The following is a 16,997-nucleotide window of genomic DNA, read 5'->3' as shown; positions in this document are numbered from 1 at the left end:
CCCAAGAGCCCGATTTATCACGGCGGCCGTCGAAGGCGGTGACGTGACTCGAATCGGCACCGCCGCGTCGGTCGCTCGCGCGATGGCCGCTCGCGCGCGCGACGAGCAGGTGACGTTCCTCGCGGCCGCCGTGGCGTACTACGCGTTCGTCTCGCTGATCCCGTTGCTGACCCTCGCCGTCGTCGCGGTGACGGCGCTCGACGGAGTCGAACTCGTCGACGCGTTCGTCGGCTCGCTCGACCAGTACCTCACGCCGAGCGGCGAGGCGGCGGCCCGGGAGGCGCTCACGAGCGCGCGCGGCCGCACCGGCGCGACCGCGGTCAGCCTCCTCTTCCTGACGTGGTCCGGGCTCAAACTGTTCCGCGGGCTCGACGTCGCGTTCGCCCAGATCTACGGCGCCGACGACGCCAAGCCGCTCCCCGAGCAGGTCGTCGACGCGGTCGTCGTGCTCGCGACCCTGCCGCTGGCCATCGCCGCCGCGGTCGCGGTGACGGTCGCGGTGCCGTACCTCGACGTCCTGCCGGTCGTCGACGTCGCGAGCGTGCTCGCGCTCCCCGTCGCGCTGACGGTCGTCTTCCTGCCGGCGTACTACGTCTTCCCGGACGTCGAGACGACCGTCGGCGACGCGCTCCCGGGCGCAGTGGTCGCGGCGGTTGGCTGGACGCTGCTCGCGCAGGGGTTCCGCGTGTACGTGGCGTCGGTCGGCGGCGGCGAAGTGTACGGCATCCTCGGGGGCGCGCTCCTGGTCGTGACGTGGCTGTACTTCGGCGGCATCGTTATCACGCTCGGCGCGGTAGCCAACGCCGTGCTGTCGGGACGACCTGACGACGACGAGGACGCGGAGTCGCGGCCGGAGCCGCCAGAGGAGGCGCCCGACGTCGCCGAACTCGGCGCCGAGGTCGCGGCGCTCCGCGAGGAGCTGGACGCGAAGACCGTCAGCCGCTCGGACCTGGAACGCGACCTCAAGCAGTACGTCCGCCAGCGCCTGCGCCGCGGGAAGGCCCGCGGCTGGGGGCCGTACCTCGTGTTGCTGTACGGCACGCTGATGACCGTCGGCGCGTTCGTCTACCTCTCCGGCGGCTGGGCGATTCTCGCGATGGTCGTGGTGTGGCTGTCGACGCTCGGCCTGTACACGCTGATGGTGCTGTTCGGCGTCGGCGTCAGCGCCGTCGGGCTGCCGGGACGCGTCGCCGACCGGGTGAGTTCGTGGCGACGATGACGGGCGGCAGTCCACTCGCGCCCGCGACGGCCCGCGGCGTCGGCGTCACGGAGACGCTGGCCGGCGCCGTCCCGGAGTCCCTCGTGGTGGTCGTGGCCGCGTTGACGTTCCTCGGGAGCACGTGGTTCGTGACGACCGTCGGCCCCGCCGTCTACCTCTTCGGGCCGCGGCGCGGCTGGCTGACGCGGCGGGACGGCGCGCGCCTGCTCGCGGTGAGCATCGGCGCGCTCGCCGTCGTCGTCCTCCTGAAGGGCGCGTTCGCGGAGCCGCGGCCGCCCGAGTCGGTGATGCGCGTCGCCCAGGACGGCAACGGCTTCCCGAGCGGCCACACCACGGGCGCCGCGGCGTTCTACGGCGGGCTCGCGGTCCTGCTGGACGCCGGCGACCGCGCGCGCCGGTACGCCGCCGCGGCGGGACTGATCGCGCTGGTCGCGGCGACGCGGCTGTTCCTGGGCGTCCACTACCTCGTGGACGTCGTCGCGGGCGCGGCCGTCGGCGCCGCGTTCGTCGCCGGGATGGTCGCGCTCACGCGCCGCCGCGTCGGTTACGGGTTCGCCGTCGGCGTCGCCACGGCCGCCGCGGCCGTCCTGGTCGTCGGGCCGACGCTGGACCCGGTCGCGGCGCTCGGCGGCACGAGCGGCGCGCTCGCGGGCTGGCTCGCGGTCACGCGCCTGGACGCGCTCGAGGCGCCGGTGGACGCGCGCACGGCGCTGCCGGCGCTCGTGGTGCTCGGCGGTGCGGCCGCGTACACGCTCGCTGCAGAAGCGGCGTTGCCGGTTGTGTGGGCGGCCCACGCCGCCGCGGGCGTGGCGTTCGTCGCGCTGCCCGCCGCTCAGAACTTCTCGAGGTAGCGGTCGGTCTCCCACGCCGAGACGAACGTCTTGTACTCCGCGACCTCCTGGCGTTTGGCCTCCGCGAACTTCTCGGAGACGTGGTCGCCGAGCGCGTCCCGGACGACCTCGTCGTTCTCCAGGGCGGTGACTGCCTCGCCGAGGCTGCCGGGGAGGGTGTCGATGCCGTACTCCGCGCGCTTCTCCTCGTCGAACTCGTAGATGTCCTCGCGGACCGCGTCGCCGGGGTCGGCGTCGGACGCGATGCCGTCGAGGCCGGCGGCGATGACCGCGGCGAGCGCGAGGTAGGGGTTACAGGACGGGTCCGGCGACCGGATCTCGAAGCGCGCGGAGACGCCCGCGGCGTCGGGCACGCGGATGAGCGCGGAGCGGTTGACGTCGCTCCACGCGATGTAGACGGGGGCCTCGTAGCCGGGGACGAGGCGCTTGTAGGAGTTCACGGTCGGGTTGGTGACGGCGGTGAACGCGGGCGCGTGCTCGAGGACGCCGCCCATGAACTTGTACGCGGTCTCCGAGAGGTTGAACTCGTCGTCGTCGTCCGCGAACGCGTTGTTGCCGTCGTCGTCGAACAGCGAGATGTGGCTGTGCATGCCCGAGCCGTTGATCTCGCCGATGGGTTTGGGCATGAACGTGGCGTGGACGTCGTTCTGCTCGGCGACCGCGCGGACGACCGCGCGGAACGTCGCGATGTTGTCAGCGGTGGTGAGCGCGTCGTCGTACTTGAAGTTGATCTCGTGCTGGCCGCGAGCGACCTCGTGGTGGCTGGCCTCGATCTCGAAGCCCATCTGTTCGAGCGTGAAGATGATGTCGCGGCGGATGTCGGACGCGAGGTCCTTGGGCGCGAGGTCGAAGTAGCCGCCGTTGTCGTGGGCGACCGTGGTCGCGTTGCCGTCGTCGTCCTTCTCGAAGAGGAAGAACTCGGGTTCGGGGCCGATGCTTACGGAGTACCCCATGTCGTCGGCCTTCGCGAGGACGGACTGCAGCACCTGGCGCGGGCCGCCCTCGAAGGGGGCGCCCGTGCGGTCGACGACGTCGCAGATGAGGCGGGCGCTGGCCCCCTCGCCGTTCGAGCGCCACGGCAGCACGGCGAACGTCTCCGGGTCGGGGTCGAGGCGCATGTCCGACTCCTGGATGCGGACGAACCCCTCGATGCTGGAGCCGTCGAAGTAGATGCCCTCAGTGAACGCCTTCTCGGCCTGGTGGGCGGGGACGGAGACGTTCTTCACGGTGCCGAGGATGTCCGTGAACTGGAGGCGGAGGAAGTCGATGTTCTGTTCGTCGATCTTCTCGAGGGCGGCCTGCTCGTTCGGGCTGAGGTCGCTCGATGAGTTCCCGTTCGTCATCTGTATGGACACCTTTGACGTGTACATCCACCACTAAAGCAGTATCGCTTGGTGTAATTTTGAGCTGTCCGAGAATAACTGAACATTCGTAAACTTCTATAGGGTGGGAACGGTAGGGCGGTGTATGACGTACGAAAACCTCGACGCGAACCTCGTGAACGAACTCCTCGACGACGGCCGCGCGAGCCTCCGCAGCCTCGCGGACGAGCTCGACGTCTCCGTCACCACGGTCTCGAACCACCTCAAGGACCTCGAGAGCGAGGGCGTCATCGAGGGGTACACGCCCGTCGTCGACTACGACCAGGTCGGCTACGACGTCACCGCCATCATCCAGCTCAAGGTCGAGGGCGGCGCGCTCCCCGACATCACCGACCAGTTCCGCGACCACAAGCAGATGATCTCCGTCTACGAAGTCACCGGCGACTACGACGTCGTCGCGGTCGGCAAGTTCACCGACACCGACGACATGAACGACCTCATCAAGGAACTGCTCGCAGACGCCGACATCAAGGAGTCCAACACCAGCGTCGTCCTCAACGCCGCCGCCGAGAACGAGCAATTCACGCTCGACGTCGACGACGAGTAACCCCGACCGGACCGCGGTTCTTTGTCCCGCCGCGTCGACGACAGCGTGTGCTCCGCGCAGACCTGCGCCCGCGACCGGGCGCGCTCACCGTCGCGACCGTCGTCGCCGTGCTCGCGTGGTCCCAGGCGGACGTCACCGGCGTCAGCCGCGCGTTCACGGCGTTCGCGACGTTCGCGCTGGCGTACCTCGTCTTCGACGCCACGGCGGCGGCTATCGAGTGGGTCGGACAGTAGCCGAAAAATCGCAGGGAGGTACCGCGGGTCGGTGAGCGAGCGGTGCGGAGCGAGCGGCGCGTCAGTCGGCCGTCGTGGAGTCGGTCCGGGCCGACGTCACATCGCGCCGCCCATGCCGCCCATGCCGCCCATGCCGCCGCCGGGGCCGCCGGCGCCCTCGTCGTCGCCCTTGTCGGTCGAGAGGTCGCCCGCGGAGATGATGTCGTCGATCTTGAGCACGAGGTTCGCGGCCTCGCTGGCGGACGTCACGGCCTGCTCTTTGGCGTGGGCCGGTTCGACGACGCCGGCCTCGAAGGTGTCCTCGAGGTCGCCGGAGAGGACGTTCAGGCCGACGCGCTCGTCGCCGGACTCGTGGGCCGAGCGCAGGTCGACGAGGGTGTCGATGGAGTCGAGGCCGGCGTTCTCCGCGAGGACGCGCGGGACGAGTTCGAGCGCGTCCGCGAACGCCTCGACGGCGAGCTGCTCGCGGCCGGAGACGGAGTCCGCGTAGTCGCGGAGGCGGTCGGCGAGTTCGACCTCGATGGCGCCGCCGCCGGGCAGGACGCGACCGTCGCTGAGGGTCTGCGCGGAGACGTCGAGCGCGTCGTTGACGCCGCGTTCGAGCTCGTCGACGACGTGCTCGGTGGAGCCGCGCAGGAGGATTGTGACGCCGTGGGCCTCGTCGCTGTCGCTCTCGACGTAGAACAGCTCGTCCTCGGCGTCCCGGGAGACGGAGCCGGACGCGACGTCGGCCTCGGTGGCGGCGTCGAGGTCCGTCACGACGCCCGCGTTGAGGACGTTCGTGAGGAACTCGATGTCGGACTTCTTGGTGCGGCGGACGGCGAGGATGCCCTCCTTCGCGAGGTAGTGCTGGGCCATGTCGTCGATGCCCTTCTGGCAGAAGACGACGTTGGCGCCCGTGTCCTTGATCTGCTGGACCTTCTCCTTGAGCTGCTCTTCCTCCTGGTCGAGGAACGACTGCAGCTGGTCGGGGCTCTCGATGTTGACGGAGGTGTCGGCCTCGGCCTCCTCGACCTCGATGGCCTCGTTCAGCAGGAGGATGCGGGCGTCCTCGACCTCGCTGGGCATCTCGTCGTGGACGGGGTCCTTGCTGATAGCGGCGCCGACGAGCAGTTCGGAGTTACCGACGCTTTGGCCCTGCTGGGTCTCGATGTTGATGTTGGCGGCGTCCACGACGATGTCGCCGTCCTCGGTCTCGACGGCGACCTGGTTGATGGCGTCGTAGATGATGCCGGAGAGCAGTTCCTTGTCGAGCTCGGCGCCCTTGCCGGTCATCGACGTCTCGGCGACGCTCCGGATGAGGTCCTCGTCGTCGGGGTCGACGTCGATGGCGACGTTGTCGACCTCCTCGCGGGCCCGCTCGGCGGCGAGGTTGTACCCCTTGATGATGGCGGTGGGGTGGATGTCCTGCTCGAGGAGGTCCTCGGCGTTCTTGAGGAGTTCGCCCGCGATGGCGACCGCGGTCGTGGTGCCGTCGCCGGCCTCGTCCTCCTGGGTCTCGGCGACTTCCACGATCATCTCCGCGGTGGGGTTGTCGATGTCCATCTCCTGGAGGATGGTGACGCCGTCGTTCGTGACGGTGACGTCACCCATCGAGGAGACGAGCATCTTGTCCATCCCCTTCGGGCCGAGCGTGGAGCGGACGGCGTCCGCGACCGCTCGCGCCGCGGAGATGTTGTGCTCCTGGGCGTCCTTGTCTTTCACGCGCTGGGCGTCGTCGCCCATGATGATCATGGGCTGTCCCTGCATCCGCTGCTGCTGTGCCATAGTCACTCGAAGGATTGAATGTGATTCTATATAAGAGTTTCTATCTTCGCTCGGAGATGACGTGGCCGAGTCGCGGCGCCACGGGCCTGAGACGGCCGGAAACTGACTGAACCCCCGGATTACTGTGTCAGGCGTTCACACGAACCGGGGATTCGCGGACGGGTTTTAAGTTACGCGACGGCGGCCTCGACGGGTACTGACGCCAGTCTCGACGGGTACTGGCCACCCACGCCTGCGACGACGGCGCGCCCGGCGGAGAACCGCCCGGCGGAAAACCTACGGGCCGTCCGCGTCGACCAGCTCCAGCTCCGCCGCCGTCCCCACCGGCTGCACGCGGTCGTCGGCCACGTACTCGTCCACGAGCGGGTCCAGCCACCCCTGCACCCACTCGGACGTGATGCGGAACACGTGGTCGTCGCCCGTCTCGACGACCGCGCGCACGCGGTCGCCCGCGACGGTCTTCCGGCGGGCCGTGCCCTCGAACTGACGGTCGCCGACCGCCAGCCGCACGCGCTCCTCGGTCCGCAGGTCCGCGAGCGTCTCCCCCGGTGACTCCTCGCTGGTGCTCATACCGCGAGTCCAGCAGTCCCGCAGTATTGGCTATGCGGCACCTAAACGAGCGTTACGCGCGTACTATCGCGGATAGGCTCGGCCTGAAGCCGCCGCTCCGCGGTCGGCGCAGCCCGAGGCCGCCGCTCCGCGGCCGACGCGGCCCGAAGCCGCCGCTCCGGGCGGAGTACCGCGAGAAGACGCCGGGACTGGGATTTGAACCCGGAACCAGACGGTCGCTCACGCCGTTCACGCTGCGTCTGGTAGGGGTCCGAATCCCGGCGACGGCCACACCACGGTCCGCCACGCGGCGCGACGAGCCGCGCCGCTCCGGGCGGAGTACCGCGAGAAGACGCCGGGACTGGGATTTGAACCCAGAACCCCGTAAGGGGACACGCTTTCCAGGCGTGCGCTTTGCCATTCGGCCATCCCGGCCCGACGTAACCTACCGGAGTCGCGCGTTTAAACCCTTCTTTTCGCGTCAGGCGAGGCGTCCAGCGAGCCGGTGGGACGCCGCGGCGGCGACCGCGAACACGACGGCCGCGACGCCGAGCAGGGGCAGGAACCCGACGGCCGCGTCCGCGACGAACCGGTAGGCCTGCGCGAGCACGAGGAACGCGAGCGCGCCGGTCGCGCCCCACGCGAGCGCGTCCTTCGTCGCCCGCTCCATCTAGTCGCGCTGGGCGGCGATGGCCTCCACCTCGACGCCGACGCCCTTCGGGAGGCTCCCGACCTCGATGGCCGACCGCGCCGGCGGGTTGTCCTGGAAGTACTCCCCGTAGGCGTCGTTCATCGCCTCGAAGTCCTGGATGTCGTCGAGGAACACGGAGACCTTCAGGACGTCCTGCATCGTCAGCCCCTCCGCCTCGAGGATGGCCTTGACGTTCTCGAGGCTCTGTCGCGTCTGGGTCGCGATCGGTTCGTCGTCGAGGATGTCGCCGTCCGGCGTCATCGGGATCTGGCCGGCCGTGAACACGATGTTGCCGTCGGTCGTCGCCTGGCTGTACGCGCCGACCGCGGCGGGGGCGTCGGGCGTCTCGATGGTCCGTTTCATGTTCGGTGGGTCGCGTGCCCGCGTAATAAAGACTCGCCGTCTCGGCGCGGCGCTCAGCCCTTGCCCGGCGGGCGCGGGCCGTTCAGGACGGTGACGTCGAAGCCCTCCTCGCGGATGCGCGAGAGGAGCGCGTCGACGTGCTCGGGGCCGCGGGTCTCGAGGTCGAGTTCGACCTCGGCGGCGTTCATCGCGATGTCGCGGTTCGTGCGGTCGTGCTGGACGGCGTAGATGTTCGCTCGCGCGTCCGCGACGACGTCGATGAGGTCGTTGAGCGCGCCCGGCCGGTCCTTCAGGACGGTGCGGAGTTTCACGTACCGGCCCTGGTCGACGAGGCCGCGCATCACCACGGTCGTGAGGAGGTTGAGGTCGATGTTCCCGCCGCTGAGCACGGGCACGACCGCCTCGTCGGGCGCGTAGTCGAACGCCTCCCCGAGGAGGGCGGCGAGCGGGGTGGCGCCGGCGCCCTCGACGAGCGTCTTCCCGCGTTCGAGCAGCAACACGAGCGCGGTCGCGATCTCGTCGTCGGAGACGGTGACGACCTCGTCGACGCGCTCCCGGATGACGGGGAACGTCGTCTCGCCGACGCGCCGCACCGCGATGCCGTCCGCGATGGTGTCCACGGCGTCGACGCGCTCCGGGTCACCCTTCTGGAGGGACTGCGCGACCGTCGACGCGCCCTCGGCCTGCACGCCGACGACCCGCACGTCCGGGTCGTGGGCCTTCGCCGCGGTGGCGACCCCGGAGATGAGGCCGCCGCCGCCGATGGGCACGACGACCGTGTCCAGCTCCGGGAGGTCGTCGACGACTTCGAGGCCGAGCGTCCCCTGGCCGGCCATGACGTACTCGTCGTCGAACGCGTGGACGTACGTCCGCCCCTCCCGTTCCTCGAGGTCGTGGGCGTGCGCCTGCGCCTCGTCGTAGTCGACGCCGTGGAGGACGACCTCGGCGCCGTAGCTCTCCGTCGCCCTGACCTTCGAGATGGGCGCGGCCTCCGGCATCACGACCTTCGCGTCGACGCCCGACCGGCTCGCCGCGAGCGCGACGCCCTGCGCGTGGTTGCCGGCGGACGCCGTGACCACGCCCGCGTCCCGTTCGGCCGCGGAGAGCGTGCGGATGCGGTTGGCGGCGCCGCGGATCTTGAACGAGCCCGTGCGCTGGAAGCACTCGAGTTTCAGGTGGACCTCCGCCCCGGTCATCGTGGAGAACGTGTTCGAGTAGTCGAGGGGCGTGTGTCGGGCGACGTCCGCCACGCGCTCGCGGGCGGCCAGCACGTCGTCGAGGTCGATCATACCGCCGGCTACGGCGGAGCCGCTGTTAACGGTTGGTGATGCCGTCGCCCCGAGAAACCGTGGGGAACGAGCGTGTGACACTCCCACCGAGGCCCCGCGTGGTCATAAAACCGACCAAAGCGCGGTGAAAGTGAAAGTGGCGGCGGGCGCGGCGACGCCGCCGCCGGCCGCCCGCGCGGTCACGGCAACCCGCACGCGGTACCGACACGCCCTTTCGGTGCCGCTGCGAGCGTCACGTGTGCGCTCCCGACTCCGCGCGGTCTGGCGGCGGGTGTTCGCGCTCGCGTGGCCGGTGATGGCCGAGCAGACGCTGCGCACGCTGATGCGCACCGTCGACGTCGTCGTCACCGCCGCCATCTCGCCGGCGGCCGTCGTCGCGGTCGGCCTCGCGGACCTCTTCGCGCGCTTCCCGCTCCGGGTCGGCCTCGGTCTCGGCGGCGGCGCCATCAGCCTCTCCAGCCAGGACACCGGCCGCGGCGCCACCGCCACCCGGAACGAGGCCAGCGCGCAGGCGGTCCTCCTCGCCGCGCTCGGCGGCGTCCCGTTCGCCGTCCTCGGGGTCCTCTACGGGCCCGCGGCCATCCGCCTGCTCGGCGCCGACCCGGAGGTGGTCGCGCTCGGCGGCGCCTACCTCGGCGTCGTCCTGCTCACGGCGCCCGGGCGCATGGTCGCGCTCGTCGCCGCGCGCGTCCTCCAGGGCACCGGCGACACCCGCACGCCGATGTACGTCAACGCCGTCGCGAACACGGGGAACATCCTCGGGAGCGTCGGCCTCGGCCTCGGCTACTTCGGCCTCCCCGAGCTCGGCGTCGTCGGCGTCGGCGCCGCCACCGCCGCCGCCAACCTCTTCACGGGCGTCGCGCTCGCCGCCGCCGTCGCTTCCCCGTACACGGACGCCGGCTACGCGCGCCCGCAGTCCGCGGTGGTCGCGAAGCAGCTGCTCGTCGTCAGCGGCCCGAAAGTCGCGGAGGGCGGCGTCTCCGAGCTCGCGGAGTTCCCGTTCAACGCCATCCTGCTGTCGTTCGGCACGACCGTCAACGCCGCCTTCCAGATCGGCCGCCGCGCCTACCAGCAGGTCACCGGCCCCCTGTCCAGGGGGTACAGCGTCGCCGCGAACGTCGTCGTCGGGCAGGCGCTCGGCGACGGCGACCCCGGGACCGCGCGCTTCGAGGGGTGGGCGGTCGCCGCGCTCGGCGTGCTGTCCGTCGGCGCCGTCGGCGTGCTGCTCGCGGCGTTCGCGCGCCCGCTCGTCGCCTTGCTCACCGACGACCCGGAGACGGTCCGCCACGGCGTCGGGTTCGCGCGCGCCTACGGCCTCAGCGCGCCGTTCCTCGCCGCGTTCGTCGCGCTCTCCGGCGCGCTCCAGGGCGCCAGCGAGACCAGGGTGCCGTTCGCCGCGCGCGCCACCGGCATGCTCGGCGTCCTCGTCGGGTTCTCGTACGTCGCCGGCGTCGCGCTCGGCTGGGGCGCCACCGCCGCGTACTGGGCGGTCGCGCTGTCGAACGTCTGGATGGCCGGCGTGGTCGCCGCGGGCTTCCGGCGCAGCGACTGGGCCGGCCGCGCCGCCGGCATGATGGCCGAACGCGCCGACGCCTGAGAACCGAAACCCCCGCCGACGGCCGGGCGCCGAGAAGGAACGACCCGTCTACCGCTCGTCCAGCGGCACGAACTCGCGGTCTTCCTCGCCGACGTACCGCGCCCGCGGCCGGATGAGCCGGTTGTCCCCGTACTGTTCGAGGACGTGGGCGATCCAGCCGCCGACGCGGCTCATCGCGAAGATGGGCGTGTAGACGTCGACGGGGATGCCCATCTGGTAGTACGTCGACGCCGAGTAGAAGTCGACGTTCGGCGCGAGGCCCTTCTCGTCGGCCATGAACTCCTCGATGGCGACGCTCATCTCGTACCACTTCGTGTCGCCGGCGGCCTCCCCGAGGTCCTCGCTCTGCTCGCCGAGGATCTTCGCGCGCGGGTCCTTGACGTTGTAGACGCGGTGGCCGAACCCGGCGACGCGCTCGCCCTCGTCGAGGGCGTGCCGGACCCACTCGACGGGGTCGCGGTCGCTGTCGTCGATCTCCTGGAGCATCCGCATGACGTTCGCGTTCGCGCCGCCGTGCAGGCTCCCCGAGAGGGTGCCGACCGCGGACGTGACGGCGGCGTGGAGGTCCGCGAGCGTCGAGGCGGTGACCATCGCGGAGAACGTCGACGCGTTCAGGCCGTGGTCGGCGTGGAGCACGAGCGCCTGGTCGAAGACGTCGGCGAGCACGTCGTCGGGCTCCTCGCCGTTCAGCATGTAGAGGAAGTTCGCGGCGTGGTCGAGGTCCTCGCGCGGCTCGACGGGGTCGTCGCCCTCCCGGAGGCGCGCGAACGCCGCGACGATGGTCGGGACCTTCGCGGTGATGCGCTTGCCCTTCCGGAGGTTCGCCTCGCGGTCCGTGGGGTCGGCGTCCCCGTCGCCGTCGAACGCGGACAGCTCCGAGACCGCGGTGCGGACGGCCGCCATCGGGTCCTCGTCGGCGGCGGCGAGGTCGGCGACGAGGGCGGAGACGTCGTCGTGGAGCTCGCGGTGGCCGGCCATGTCGTCGCGGAACGCCGCCAGCTCCTCGCGGTCCGGGAGGCGGCCGTGCCACAGCAGGTAGAGGACCTCCTCGTAGCTCGCACCGCGCGCGAGGTCCTCGATAGTGTACCCGCGGTAGACGAGCTTGCCGGCGTCGCCGTCGATGTAGCTCAGTTCGGACTCGGCGACGAGCACGCCCTCGAGCCCCTTCTTGAGTTCGTCGGCCATACCCGACGATTCACCACGGTTCCACCTAATGGGTGTCGGTTTCCTTCACGGTCGACCGTCCGTTTCACGCCGACGGAGCGGATTCGGCGACGATCAGTCGCCGCCGCGGCGAGCGCGGGGCGACGCGAACGTTTTTCGGCACCGGGAGCGAACGCCGAGCCATGAGCGGCCGCGTGGAGTACGAGCCCGCGAGCGTCAAGGACCTCCTCGCGGAGATGAAAGACACCGCCGAGCTCCTCATCGACCTCTCGTACTCGGCGGTCCTCCACGGCAGCGACGACGTGGCCGCGGAGGTCCTGGCGCTCGAGGAGCGCATGGACGTCCTCCAGCTCCGGGCGCGCATGAGCCTCCTGCTGGCGGCGCGCAGCCCGGAGGACGCGGAGGCGCTGGCGCCCGTCCTGGGGGTCGTCGGCGCCGCCGAGAAGATCAGCGACGCGGCCGGCGACATCGCGAAGGTCGTCCTCGAGGACATCGGCGTGCCGGACGCCGTCCGGGGCGCGCTCCCGGACGCCGTCGAGTCGCTGGTGCGCGCGGAGCTCGCCGCCGACTCCGCGTACGCCGGCCGCACGCTCCTCGACGTCAACCTCGAGACCGAGACGGGCGTGCGCGTGCTCGCGGTGCGCCGCGGCGGCGACTGGCTCCTCAACCCCGACCGCGACACCGACCTCCGCGCGGGCGACGTCCTCCTGCTGCGCGGCCCCGAGGAGCACATCGGCGACGTCTACGAGGCCGCGACCGGCGACGCCTACGAGCCGCCGGACGTCCCGGAGTCGACCATCGACGACCTGGAGCGCGCGGTCGACTCGGTCGTGACGATGAAGAACATGAGCGAGCTGTCCGTCGACCTCGCGTACGGGTCCGTGCTGTTCGACTCCGCGGACCTCGCCGCTGAGGTCGTCGAACTGGAGGCGGAGGTCGACGCCCTGAAGTCCCGCTTCGAGGCGTGGACGCTGCGCGCGGCGGGCCGCGTCGCCGACCCCGTCTCGCTGCGCGGCCTCGTCCACATCGCGACCGCGACGGAGGTCATCAGCGACGCCGCCGTCGAGATCAGCGAGGGCGTGCTGCGCGGCCTCGACACCCACGTCGTCGTGCAGGCGGCCGTCGAGGAGTCCGACGAGGTCATCGTCCGCGAGACCGTCGAGGCGGGGAGCGCCCTCGACGGCGCCACCCTCGGCGGCCGCGAGGTGGCGACCGAGACGGGGATGCGCGTCATCGCGGTGCGGCGGCCGGACGCGGACGCCGACGAGTGGGTCGTCCAGCCCGGCCCGGCGACCGCCGTCGCGGCCGGCGACGTGCTGCTCGCGAAGGGGACGCGCGCGAGCGCCGACCGGCTGCGCGCCCTGCTCGCCGCCTGACCGCGCCGCGCGTCCGCGCGCACTCCTCGCCGCCCGACCGCGCCGCGGGCCACCCGGGCTGCCGCAGACGCCGTCTCGCGTGCTCGCGGCCCTACCGGAGCGCGTCGCGTTCCGCGGCAACCGCGCGCAGCGCGAGGTCGGGCAGCGGCACCTGGAGGTAGTCGCGGCCGCTCCCGTAGCCGGAGACCGTGAGCACGGCGGTCTCGGCGGTCTCCAGCCGGAGCTCGAACCCGACCGGGTCGTCGGTCAGCCGCGCCGTCACCACCCGGGAGTCCACTCCGTCGGCGACGACGCGGCGCCGCCGCTCGGCGAGCCGCGACGCGCGGTCGGCGTCGACGTCCAGCGCCGCGTACCCGGCGGGCGCGCCGCGGACCCGCGACAGCAGTCCGCCGCGGTCCGGCGGCAGGACGGCGTGGCGGGCGTACACGTAGCCGTCCTCGCGGCGGACGTCGAGGCGGGCAGTGCAGTCCGCGCCAGCGAACGAGACCGGCGCCGCGAACGCGTACCGCTTCGCGGCGTGGTCGGTGTCGGCGACCTCGAAGCGCCCGCCGCCCCGGGACTGGTCGGCGCCCCGCAGCGGAGCGAGCACGCCCGCGACCACGGCGCCCGGCGACGGCAGTCCGGCCGCGTCGCCGTCGTCGTCCCCGGTGAACGCGGCGAGGCGCGTCGGGAACTCGTCGTCGGCCATCCCCCTGAGCGAGCACGCCCGCCCCCAAGAGGGTTTCTTCGGGAATCCAACTACTCGAGGTCGCGGGACAGCCGGTAGGCCGCGACCACCGTCAACACGAGCGTCGCCAGCAGCCCCGTGGTGAACGCCAGCACCAGCGCCAGCGCGACCAGGTACGGCGTGGAGTATGGCGACCCGCCCGACGCCACGACGAAGAAGTAGTACGTCCCCGCGGCGGCCAGCAGGCCGACGAGGAACCCGCGCCTGGCCTGCCTCGGCACGTCGAGGGCCGCGACGAGCGCGTCGACGCCCGACCGGTCGCTGGACGCGTCGGCGGCGCCGTCTGCCGGCCGCCCGGACGACTCTGACATGCCCGGGGCTTCGGCGGCCCGGCCCAAAGCGGCGTCGGTTCGTCCCGCCCGGGCCGACTGCTCGCCGTCTCCCCCCACCTGTCGGCCCCCCTGCCGTCCCGGTCGGACCGACTGCTCGCCGTCTCTCCCGGACCGAACCGCTCAAGGCGTCGCGTGCGTGCCCTACTGGTAATGACCACGCTCGGCACCGCGTCCGCCGCGCCCGGGGAGTTCGACACGGGCCGGCTCACCGTCGGCGAGACGCGGGACGGTACCGCAGTCGGTCTCCCCGTCGCCGTGGTGAACGGCCAGCGGGACGGGAAGACGCTGTACGTGCAGGCCGCAAGCGACGGCGACGAGCTCAACGGCGTCGGCGTCCTCCGCCGCGTCGTCCCCCAGCTCGACCCCGCCGAACTCGCCGGCGAGGTGCTCGTCGTCGGCGTCACGAACTTCCACGCGTTCCAGGTCGCCGAACACCGCAACCCCATCGACGACACGAAGCTCAACCGCGCGTACCCGGGGAGCGCGAACGGGTCGTCCTCGGAGCGCATCGCGCACGCGACGTTCTCCGCCGCGAAGGACGCCGACCTCGTCCTCGACCTCCACCAGGGGTCGACGTCCCGGATGCTCAACGAGGTGCGCGTGCGCTGCGGCCGCCACCACCGCCTGCACGACGACTGCCTCGAGCTCGCGAAGGTGTTCGGCTGCGGGCACGTCCTCGACCAGAAGGGGCCGGAGGGCCAGCTCGCGCGCGCCGGCCCGGACGAGGGCGTCCCCACCGTCGACCCCGAGCTCGGCGGCAGCGTCGGGTTCGACGAGGAGTCCATCCGGTACGGCGTCGACGGCGTCTTCAACGTCCTCCGGTACTACGGCTTCCTCGACGGCGACGTGGAGACCGAGCGGCAGACGCGCGCGAAGGACTTCGACCGCTACGGCTCCCCCGTCGGCGGCCTCGTGAAGTTCCAGCGCGACCTCGGCGACGAGGTCTCGGCCGGCGAGACCCTCTTCGAGGTGACCGACGTCTTCGGCACGCTGAAGGCCACCGTCACCGCGGACAACGACGGCGTCTTCTGGCGGACGCGCCGCCTGCCGCAGGTCGCGACCGGCGAGTACGTCTGCTCGGTGGGCACGGACGTCGACTCGTACTGATGCCGACGGACCTCGAGTGCCGTTCCTGCGGCCGCACGTACGAGGCCGGCCCGGACGAGCCGTGGCGCTGCGAGTGCGGGCACGCGCTGGACTTCGCCGAGCGGCCGCTCCCCGAGTCGAGCGAGCCGGCCGCGGACCGCGGCGCGGGCCTGTGGGCGTTCGCGGCGTTCCTGCCGGTCGGCCGCGAGGTGACCCTCGGCGAGGGGTGGACGCCGCTGACCGACGCGCCGCACTGGGACGCCGCGTTCAAACTCGACTACGTGTTCCCGTCCGGGAGCTACAAGGACCGCGGCGCCGCGCTGACGCTCTCGCGGGCGGCGGAACTGGGCGTCGACCGCGTCGTCGAGGACTCCTCGGGGAACGCCGGCGCGGCCATCGCGCAGTACGCGGCGCGAGCGGGCGTCGACGCCGAGATCTACGTGCCGGCGGACGCCAAGCAGTCGAAGCTCGACGCCATCGAGGCGGCGGGCGCGACGCCCGTCCGCGTCGCGGGCAGCAGACGGGACGTCACGGACGCCTGCGTCGCCGAGGCCGTGGGCGGGGACGCGTGGTACGCGAGCCACGCGTGGAACCCCGCGTTCTACGCCGGCACGTCGACGTTCGCGTTCGAGGTGGCCGCCCAGCGCGGCTGGACGGCGCCCGACGCGGTGGTGCTGCCGCTCGGCCACGGCACGCTGTTCCTCGGCGCGTACCGCGGCTTCCGCGCGCTCGAGGCGGCCGGCTGGACGGACGCGGTGCCGCGGCTGTACGGCGTGCAGGCCGCCGGCGTCGCGCCGGTCGTCGCGGAACTCCACGACGCCGACGCGGCGGGCACGAACGACGTCGCCGACGGCATCCAGATCCGCGAGCCAGCCCGACTGGACCAGCTCCTGGACGCGGTCGCGGCGACGGACGGCGACGCGGTCGCCGTCGGGGCCGACGCGACCGAGGCGGCGCTCGGCGACCTCCACGAGCGCGGCTTCTACGTGGAGCCGACGAGCGCGGTGGCCGCCGCCGGCCTCGACGCGTACCGCGAGCGCGGCGCAATCGACCCCGGCGAGGACGTGGTCGTCGCGCTCACGGGCAGCGGGCTGAAGCGATGATCCCCGAGTTCTGTCCGCGCTGCGGCACCGAGCTCGGCGAGCGTCGCGTCGACGGCCGCCGGCGGAAGTGGTGTCCGGCCTGCGAGCGACCGGAGTTCCGGAATCCGGTCCCGGTCGCGGGAGTGTCCGTGGTCGACGGGACCGGGCGCGTGCTGCTCGTGCGGCGCGGCGTCGAGCCCTGGCGGGGCGAGTGGTCGACGCCGGCCGGCCACCTCGAGGTCGAGGAGGAGCCCCGCGTCGCCGCGGCGCGCGAGCTCCGCGAGGAGACCGGGCTGGCCGTCGACCCCGCCGACCTCGTGCTCCTAGAGGTGACCCAGCTCGAACCGGTCGGCGAGAAGCACGCGCTCTCGGTGGGGTACGCGGCGGCCGCCGCGGACGCGACGGGGACGCCGGTCGCGGGGTCGGACGCGGCGGCCGTGGAGTGGGTCGACCGCGAGGCGGTAGAGGAGCGAGCGGTGCGGCCGCACGTCCCGCGGCGCGTCGACGCCGCGGTCGCTGCGCTGCTGGACTAGCGGCAGTCCGCCAGCGACACCGCGTCGTCGGCGTCGGCGGTCATCCAGTGCGTGACGAGGTCCGCGGCGTCGGCGCCGGCCGGGAAGAGGGTGACCGTGGCGCCGTCGTCGCCGTCCTCGACGCGACAGGCGAGGCGTCCGACGGCGTCGCTGCTCGTGGTCGGCTCGCGGGCACCGTCGTCGCGGCTGCGGCTGTCGCGGCGCATAGG

General features: G+C 72.2%; 19 protein-coding genes and 1 tRNA gene. 9 read left to right on the top strand and 11 right to left on the bottom strand.

Annotation, left to right across the window (positions count from 1 at the left end; all coding sequences use genetic code 11):
- The first annotated feature begins 43 nt into the window (after window positions 1–43).
- Complete coding sequence (locus U5911_RS06255; RefSeq protein WP_336036095.1) at window positions 44–1,219, top strand: YihY/virulence factor BrkB family protein; 1,176 nt, start codon at window positions 44–46, stop codon at window positions 1,217–1,219.
- Window positions 1,216–2,070 carry a phosphatase PAP2 family protein gene (locus U5911_RS06250; RefSeq protein ID WP_336036094.1) on the top strand — a complete coding sequence of 285 codons (855 nt, stop codon included), beginning with the start codon at window positions 1,216–1,218 and terminating at the stop codon, window positions 2,068–2,070. Before U5911_RS06255 ends, U5911_RS06250 begins: the two co-directional genes overlap by 4 nt.
- On the opposite strand, the gene glnA is transcribed toward U5911_RS06250, so the two are convergent.
- The gene (glnA, locus tag U5911_RS06245; RefSeq protein ID WP_336036712.1) at window positions 2,052–3,413 is read right to left on the bottom strand and encodes a type I glutamate--ammonia ligase; all 1,362 of its coding nucleotides are present in this window, start codon (window positions 3,411–3,413) and stop codon (window positions 2,052–2,054) included. The genes U5911_RS06250 and glnA overlap by 19 nt on opposite strands.
- 124 nt (window positions 3,414–3,537) lie before the next feature.
- Here glnA and lrp point away from each other — a divergent pair, with 124 nt between their 5' ends.
- Window positions 3,538–3,999, top strand: coding sequence for an HTH-type transcriptional regulator Lrp (gene lrp, locus U5911_RS06240; RefSeq protein ID WP_336036093.1), 462 nt, complete (start codon window positions 3,538–3,540; stop codon window positions 3,997–3,999).
- A gap of 47 nt (window positions 4,000–4,046) precedes the next feature.
- The gene (locus U5911_RS06235) at window positions 4,047–4,232 is read left to right on the top strand and encodes a hypothetical protein (protein ID WP_336036092.1); all 186 of its coding nucleotides are present in this window, start codon (window positions 4,047–4,049) and stop codon (window positions 4,230–4,232) included.
- A 96-nt stretch (window positions 4,233–4,328) separates the two neighbouring features.
- Here the strand turns inward: U5911_RS06235 and thsB are convergent, their stop codons facing one another.
- From thsB to ilvA, 6 genes are all read right to left on the bottom strand, one after another.
- Window positions 4,329–5,999 (bottom strand): thermosome subunit beta, encoded by a 1,671-nt coding sequence (gene thsB / locus U5911_RS06230; protein ID WP_336036091.1) that lies wholly within the window; start codon window positions 5,997–5,999, stop codon window positions 4,329–4,331.
- Window positions 6,000–6,275: 276 nt separating this feature from the next.
- Window positions 6,276–6,569, bottom strand: coding sequence for a hypothetical protein (locus tag U5911_RS06225; RefSeq protein WP_336036090.1), 294 nt, complete (start codon window positions 6,567–6,569; stop codon window positions 6,276–6,278).
- Window positions 6,570–6,901: 332 nt separating this feature from the next.
- Window positions 6,902–6,983, bottom strand: a tRNA-Ser gene (locus U5911_RS06220).
- 46 nt (window positions 6,984–7,029) lie between these two features.
- Complete coding sequence (locus tag U5911_RS06215) at window positions 7,030–7,218, bottom strand: DUF7981 family protein (RefSeq protein ID WP_336036089.1); 189 nt, start codon at window positions 7,216–7,218, stop codon at window positions 7,030–7,032.
- A complete protein-coding gene (locus tag U5911_RS06210) occupies window positions 7,219–7,602 on the bottom strand; it encodes a RidA family protein (RefSeq protein WP_336036088.1) in 384 nt (127 codons plus the stop codon).
- A gap of 53 nt (window positions 7,603–7,655) precedes the next feature.
- The gene (ilvA, locus tag U5911_RS06205) at window positions 7,656–8,891 is read right to left on the bottom strand and encodes a threonine ammonia-lyase (RefSeq protein WP_336036087.1); all 1,236 of its coding nucleotides are present in this window, start codon (window positions 8,889–8,891) and stop codon (window positions 7,656–7,658) included.
- Window positions 8,892–9,186: 295 nt separating this feature from the next.
- On the opposite strand from ilvA, the gene U5911_RS06200 reads away from it, so the two are divergent.
- The gene (locus tag U5911_RS06200; protein WP_418771526.1) at window positions 9,187–10,488 is read left to right on the top strand and encodes an MATE family efflux transporter; all 1,302 of its coding nucleotides are present in this window, start codon (window positions 9,187–9,189) and stop codon (window positions 10,486–10,488) included.
- Window positions 10,489–10,536: 48 nt separating this feature from the next.
- On the opposite strand, the gene citZ is transcribed toward U5911_RS06200, so the two are convergent.
- Entirely contained in the window at window positions 10,537–11,673 is a 1,137-nt protein-coding gene (citZ, locus tag U5911_RS06195) for a citrate synthase (RefSeq protein WP_336036085.1), read from the bottom strand.
- 161 nt (window positions 11,674–11,834) lie between these two features.
- Here citZ and U5911_RS06190 point away from each other — a divergent pair, with 161 nt between their 5' ends.
- Complete coding sequence (locus tag U5911_RS06190) at window positions 11,835–13,028, top strand: potassium channel family protein (protein ID WP_336036084.1); 1,194 nt, start codon at window positions 11,835–11,837, stop codon at window positions 13,026–13,028.
- Window positions 13,029–13,119: 91 nt separating this feature from the next.
- On the opposite strand, the gene U5911_RS06185 is transcribed toward U5911_RS06190, so the two are convergent.
- A complete protein-coding gene (locus tag U5911_RS06185; RefSeq protein ID WP_336036083.1) occupies window positions 13,120–13,716 on the bottom strand; it encodes a hypothetical protein in 597 nt (198 codons plus the stop codon).
- A 50-nt stretch (window positions 13,717–13,766) separates the two neighbouring features.
- The gene (locus U5911_RS06180; protein ID WP_336036082.1) at window positions 13,767–14,066 is read right to left on the bottom strand and encodes a DUF7536 family protein; all 300 of its coding nucleotides are present in this window, start codon (window positions 14,064–14,066) and stop codon (window positions 13,767–13,769) included.
- Window positions 14,067–14,237: 171 nt separating this feature from the next.
- On the opposite strand from U5911_RS06180, the gene U5911_RS06175 reads away from it, so the two are divergent.
- From U5911_RS06175 to U5911_RS06165, 3 genes are read left to right on the top strand one after another with little or no spacing between them, the layout of a single operon-like run.
- The gene (locus U5911_RS06175; protein WP_336036081.1) at window positions 14,238–15,194 is read left to right on the top strand and encodes a succinylglutamate desuccinylase/aspartoacylase family protein; all 957 of its coding nucleotides are present in this window, start codon (window positions 14,238–14,240) and stop codon (window positions 15,192–15,194) included.
- Entirely contained in the window at window positions 15,194–16,276 is a 1,083-nt protein-coding gene (locus U5911_RS06170) for a pyridoxal-phosphate dependent enzyme (protein WP_336036080.1), read from the top strand. The genes U5911_RS06175 and U5911_RS06170 overlap by 1 nt, the downstream gene beginning before the upstream one ends.
- Window positions 16,273–16,788: an NUDIX hydrolase gene (locus tag U5911_RS06165; protein WP_336036079.1), complete on the top strand. Its 516-nt coding sequence runs from the start codon at window positions 16,273–16,275 to the stop codon at window positions 16,786–16,788. The genes U5911_RS06170 and U5911_RS06165 overlap by 4 nt, the downstream gene beginning before the upstream one ends.
- Here the strand turns inward: U5911_RS06165 and U5911_RS06160 are convergent.
- Window positions 16,785–16,994 (bottom strand): DUF7511 domain-containing protein, encoded by a 210-nt coding sequence (locus U5911_RS06160; RefSeq protein WP_336036078.1) that lies wholly within the window; start codon window positions 16,992–16,994, stop codon window positions 16,785–16,787. The two genes, U5911_RS06165 and U5911_RS06160, sit on opposite strands and share 4 nt — an antisense overlap.
- Between the last annotated feature and the right edge of the window lie 3 nt (window positions 16,995–16,997).

Source organism: Halobacterium yunchengense (assembly GCF_037031165.1).
Lineage (GTDB): Archaea > Halobacteriota > Halobacteria > Halobacteriales > Halobacteriaceae > Halobacterium > Halobacterium yunchengense.
Note: the sequence above shows the minus strand (reverse complement) of the source record. Positions and strands in the feature narration are given on the sequence as shown.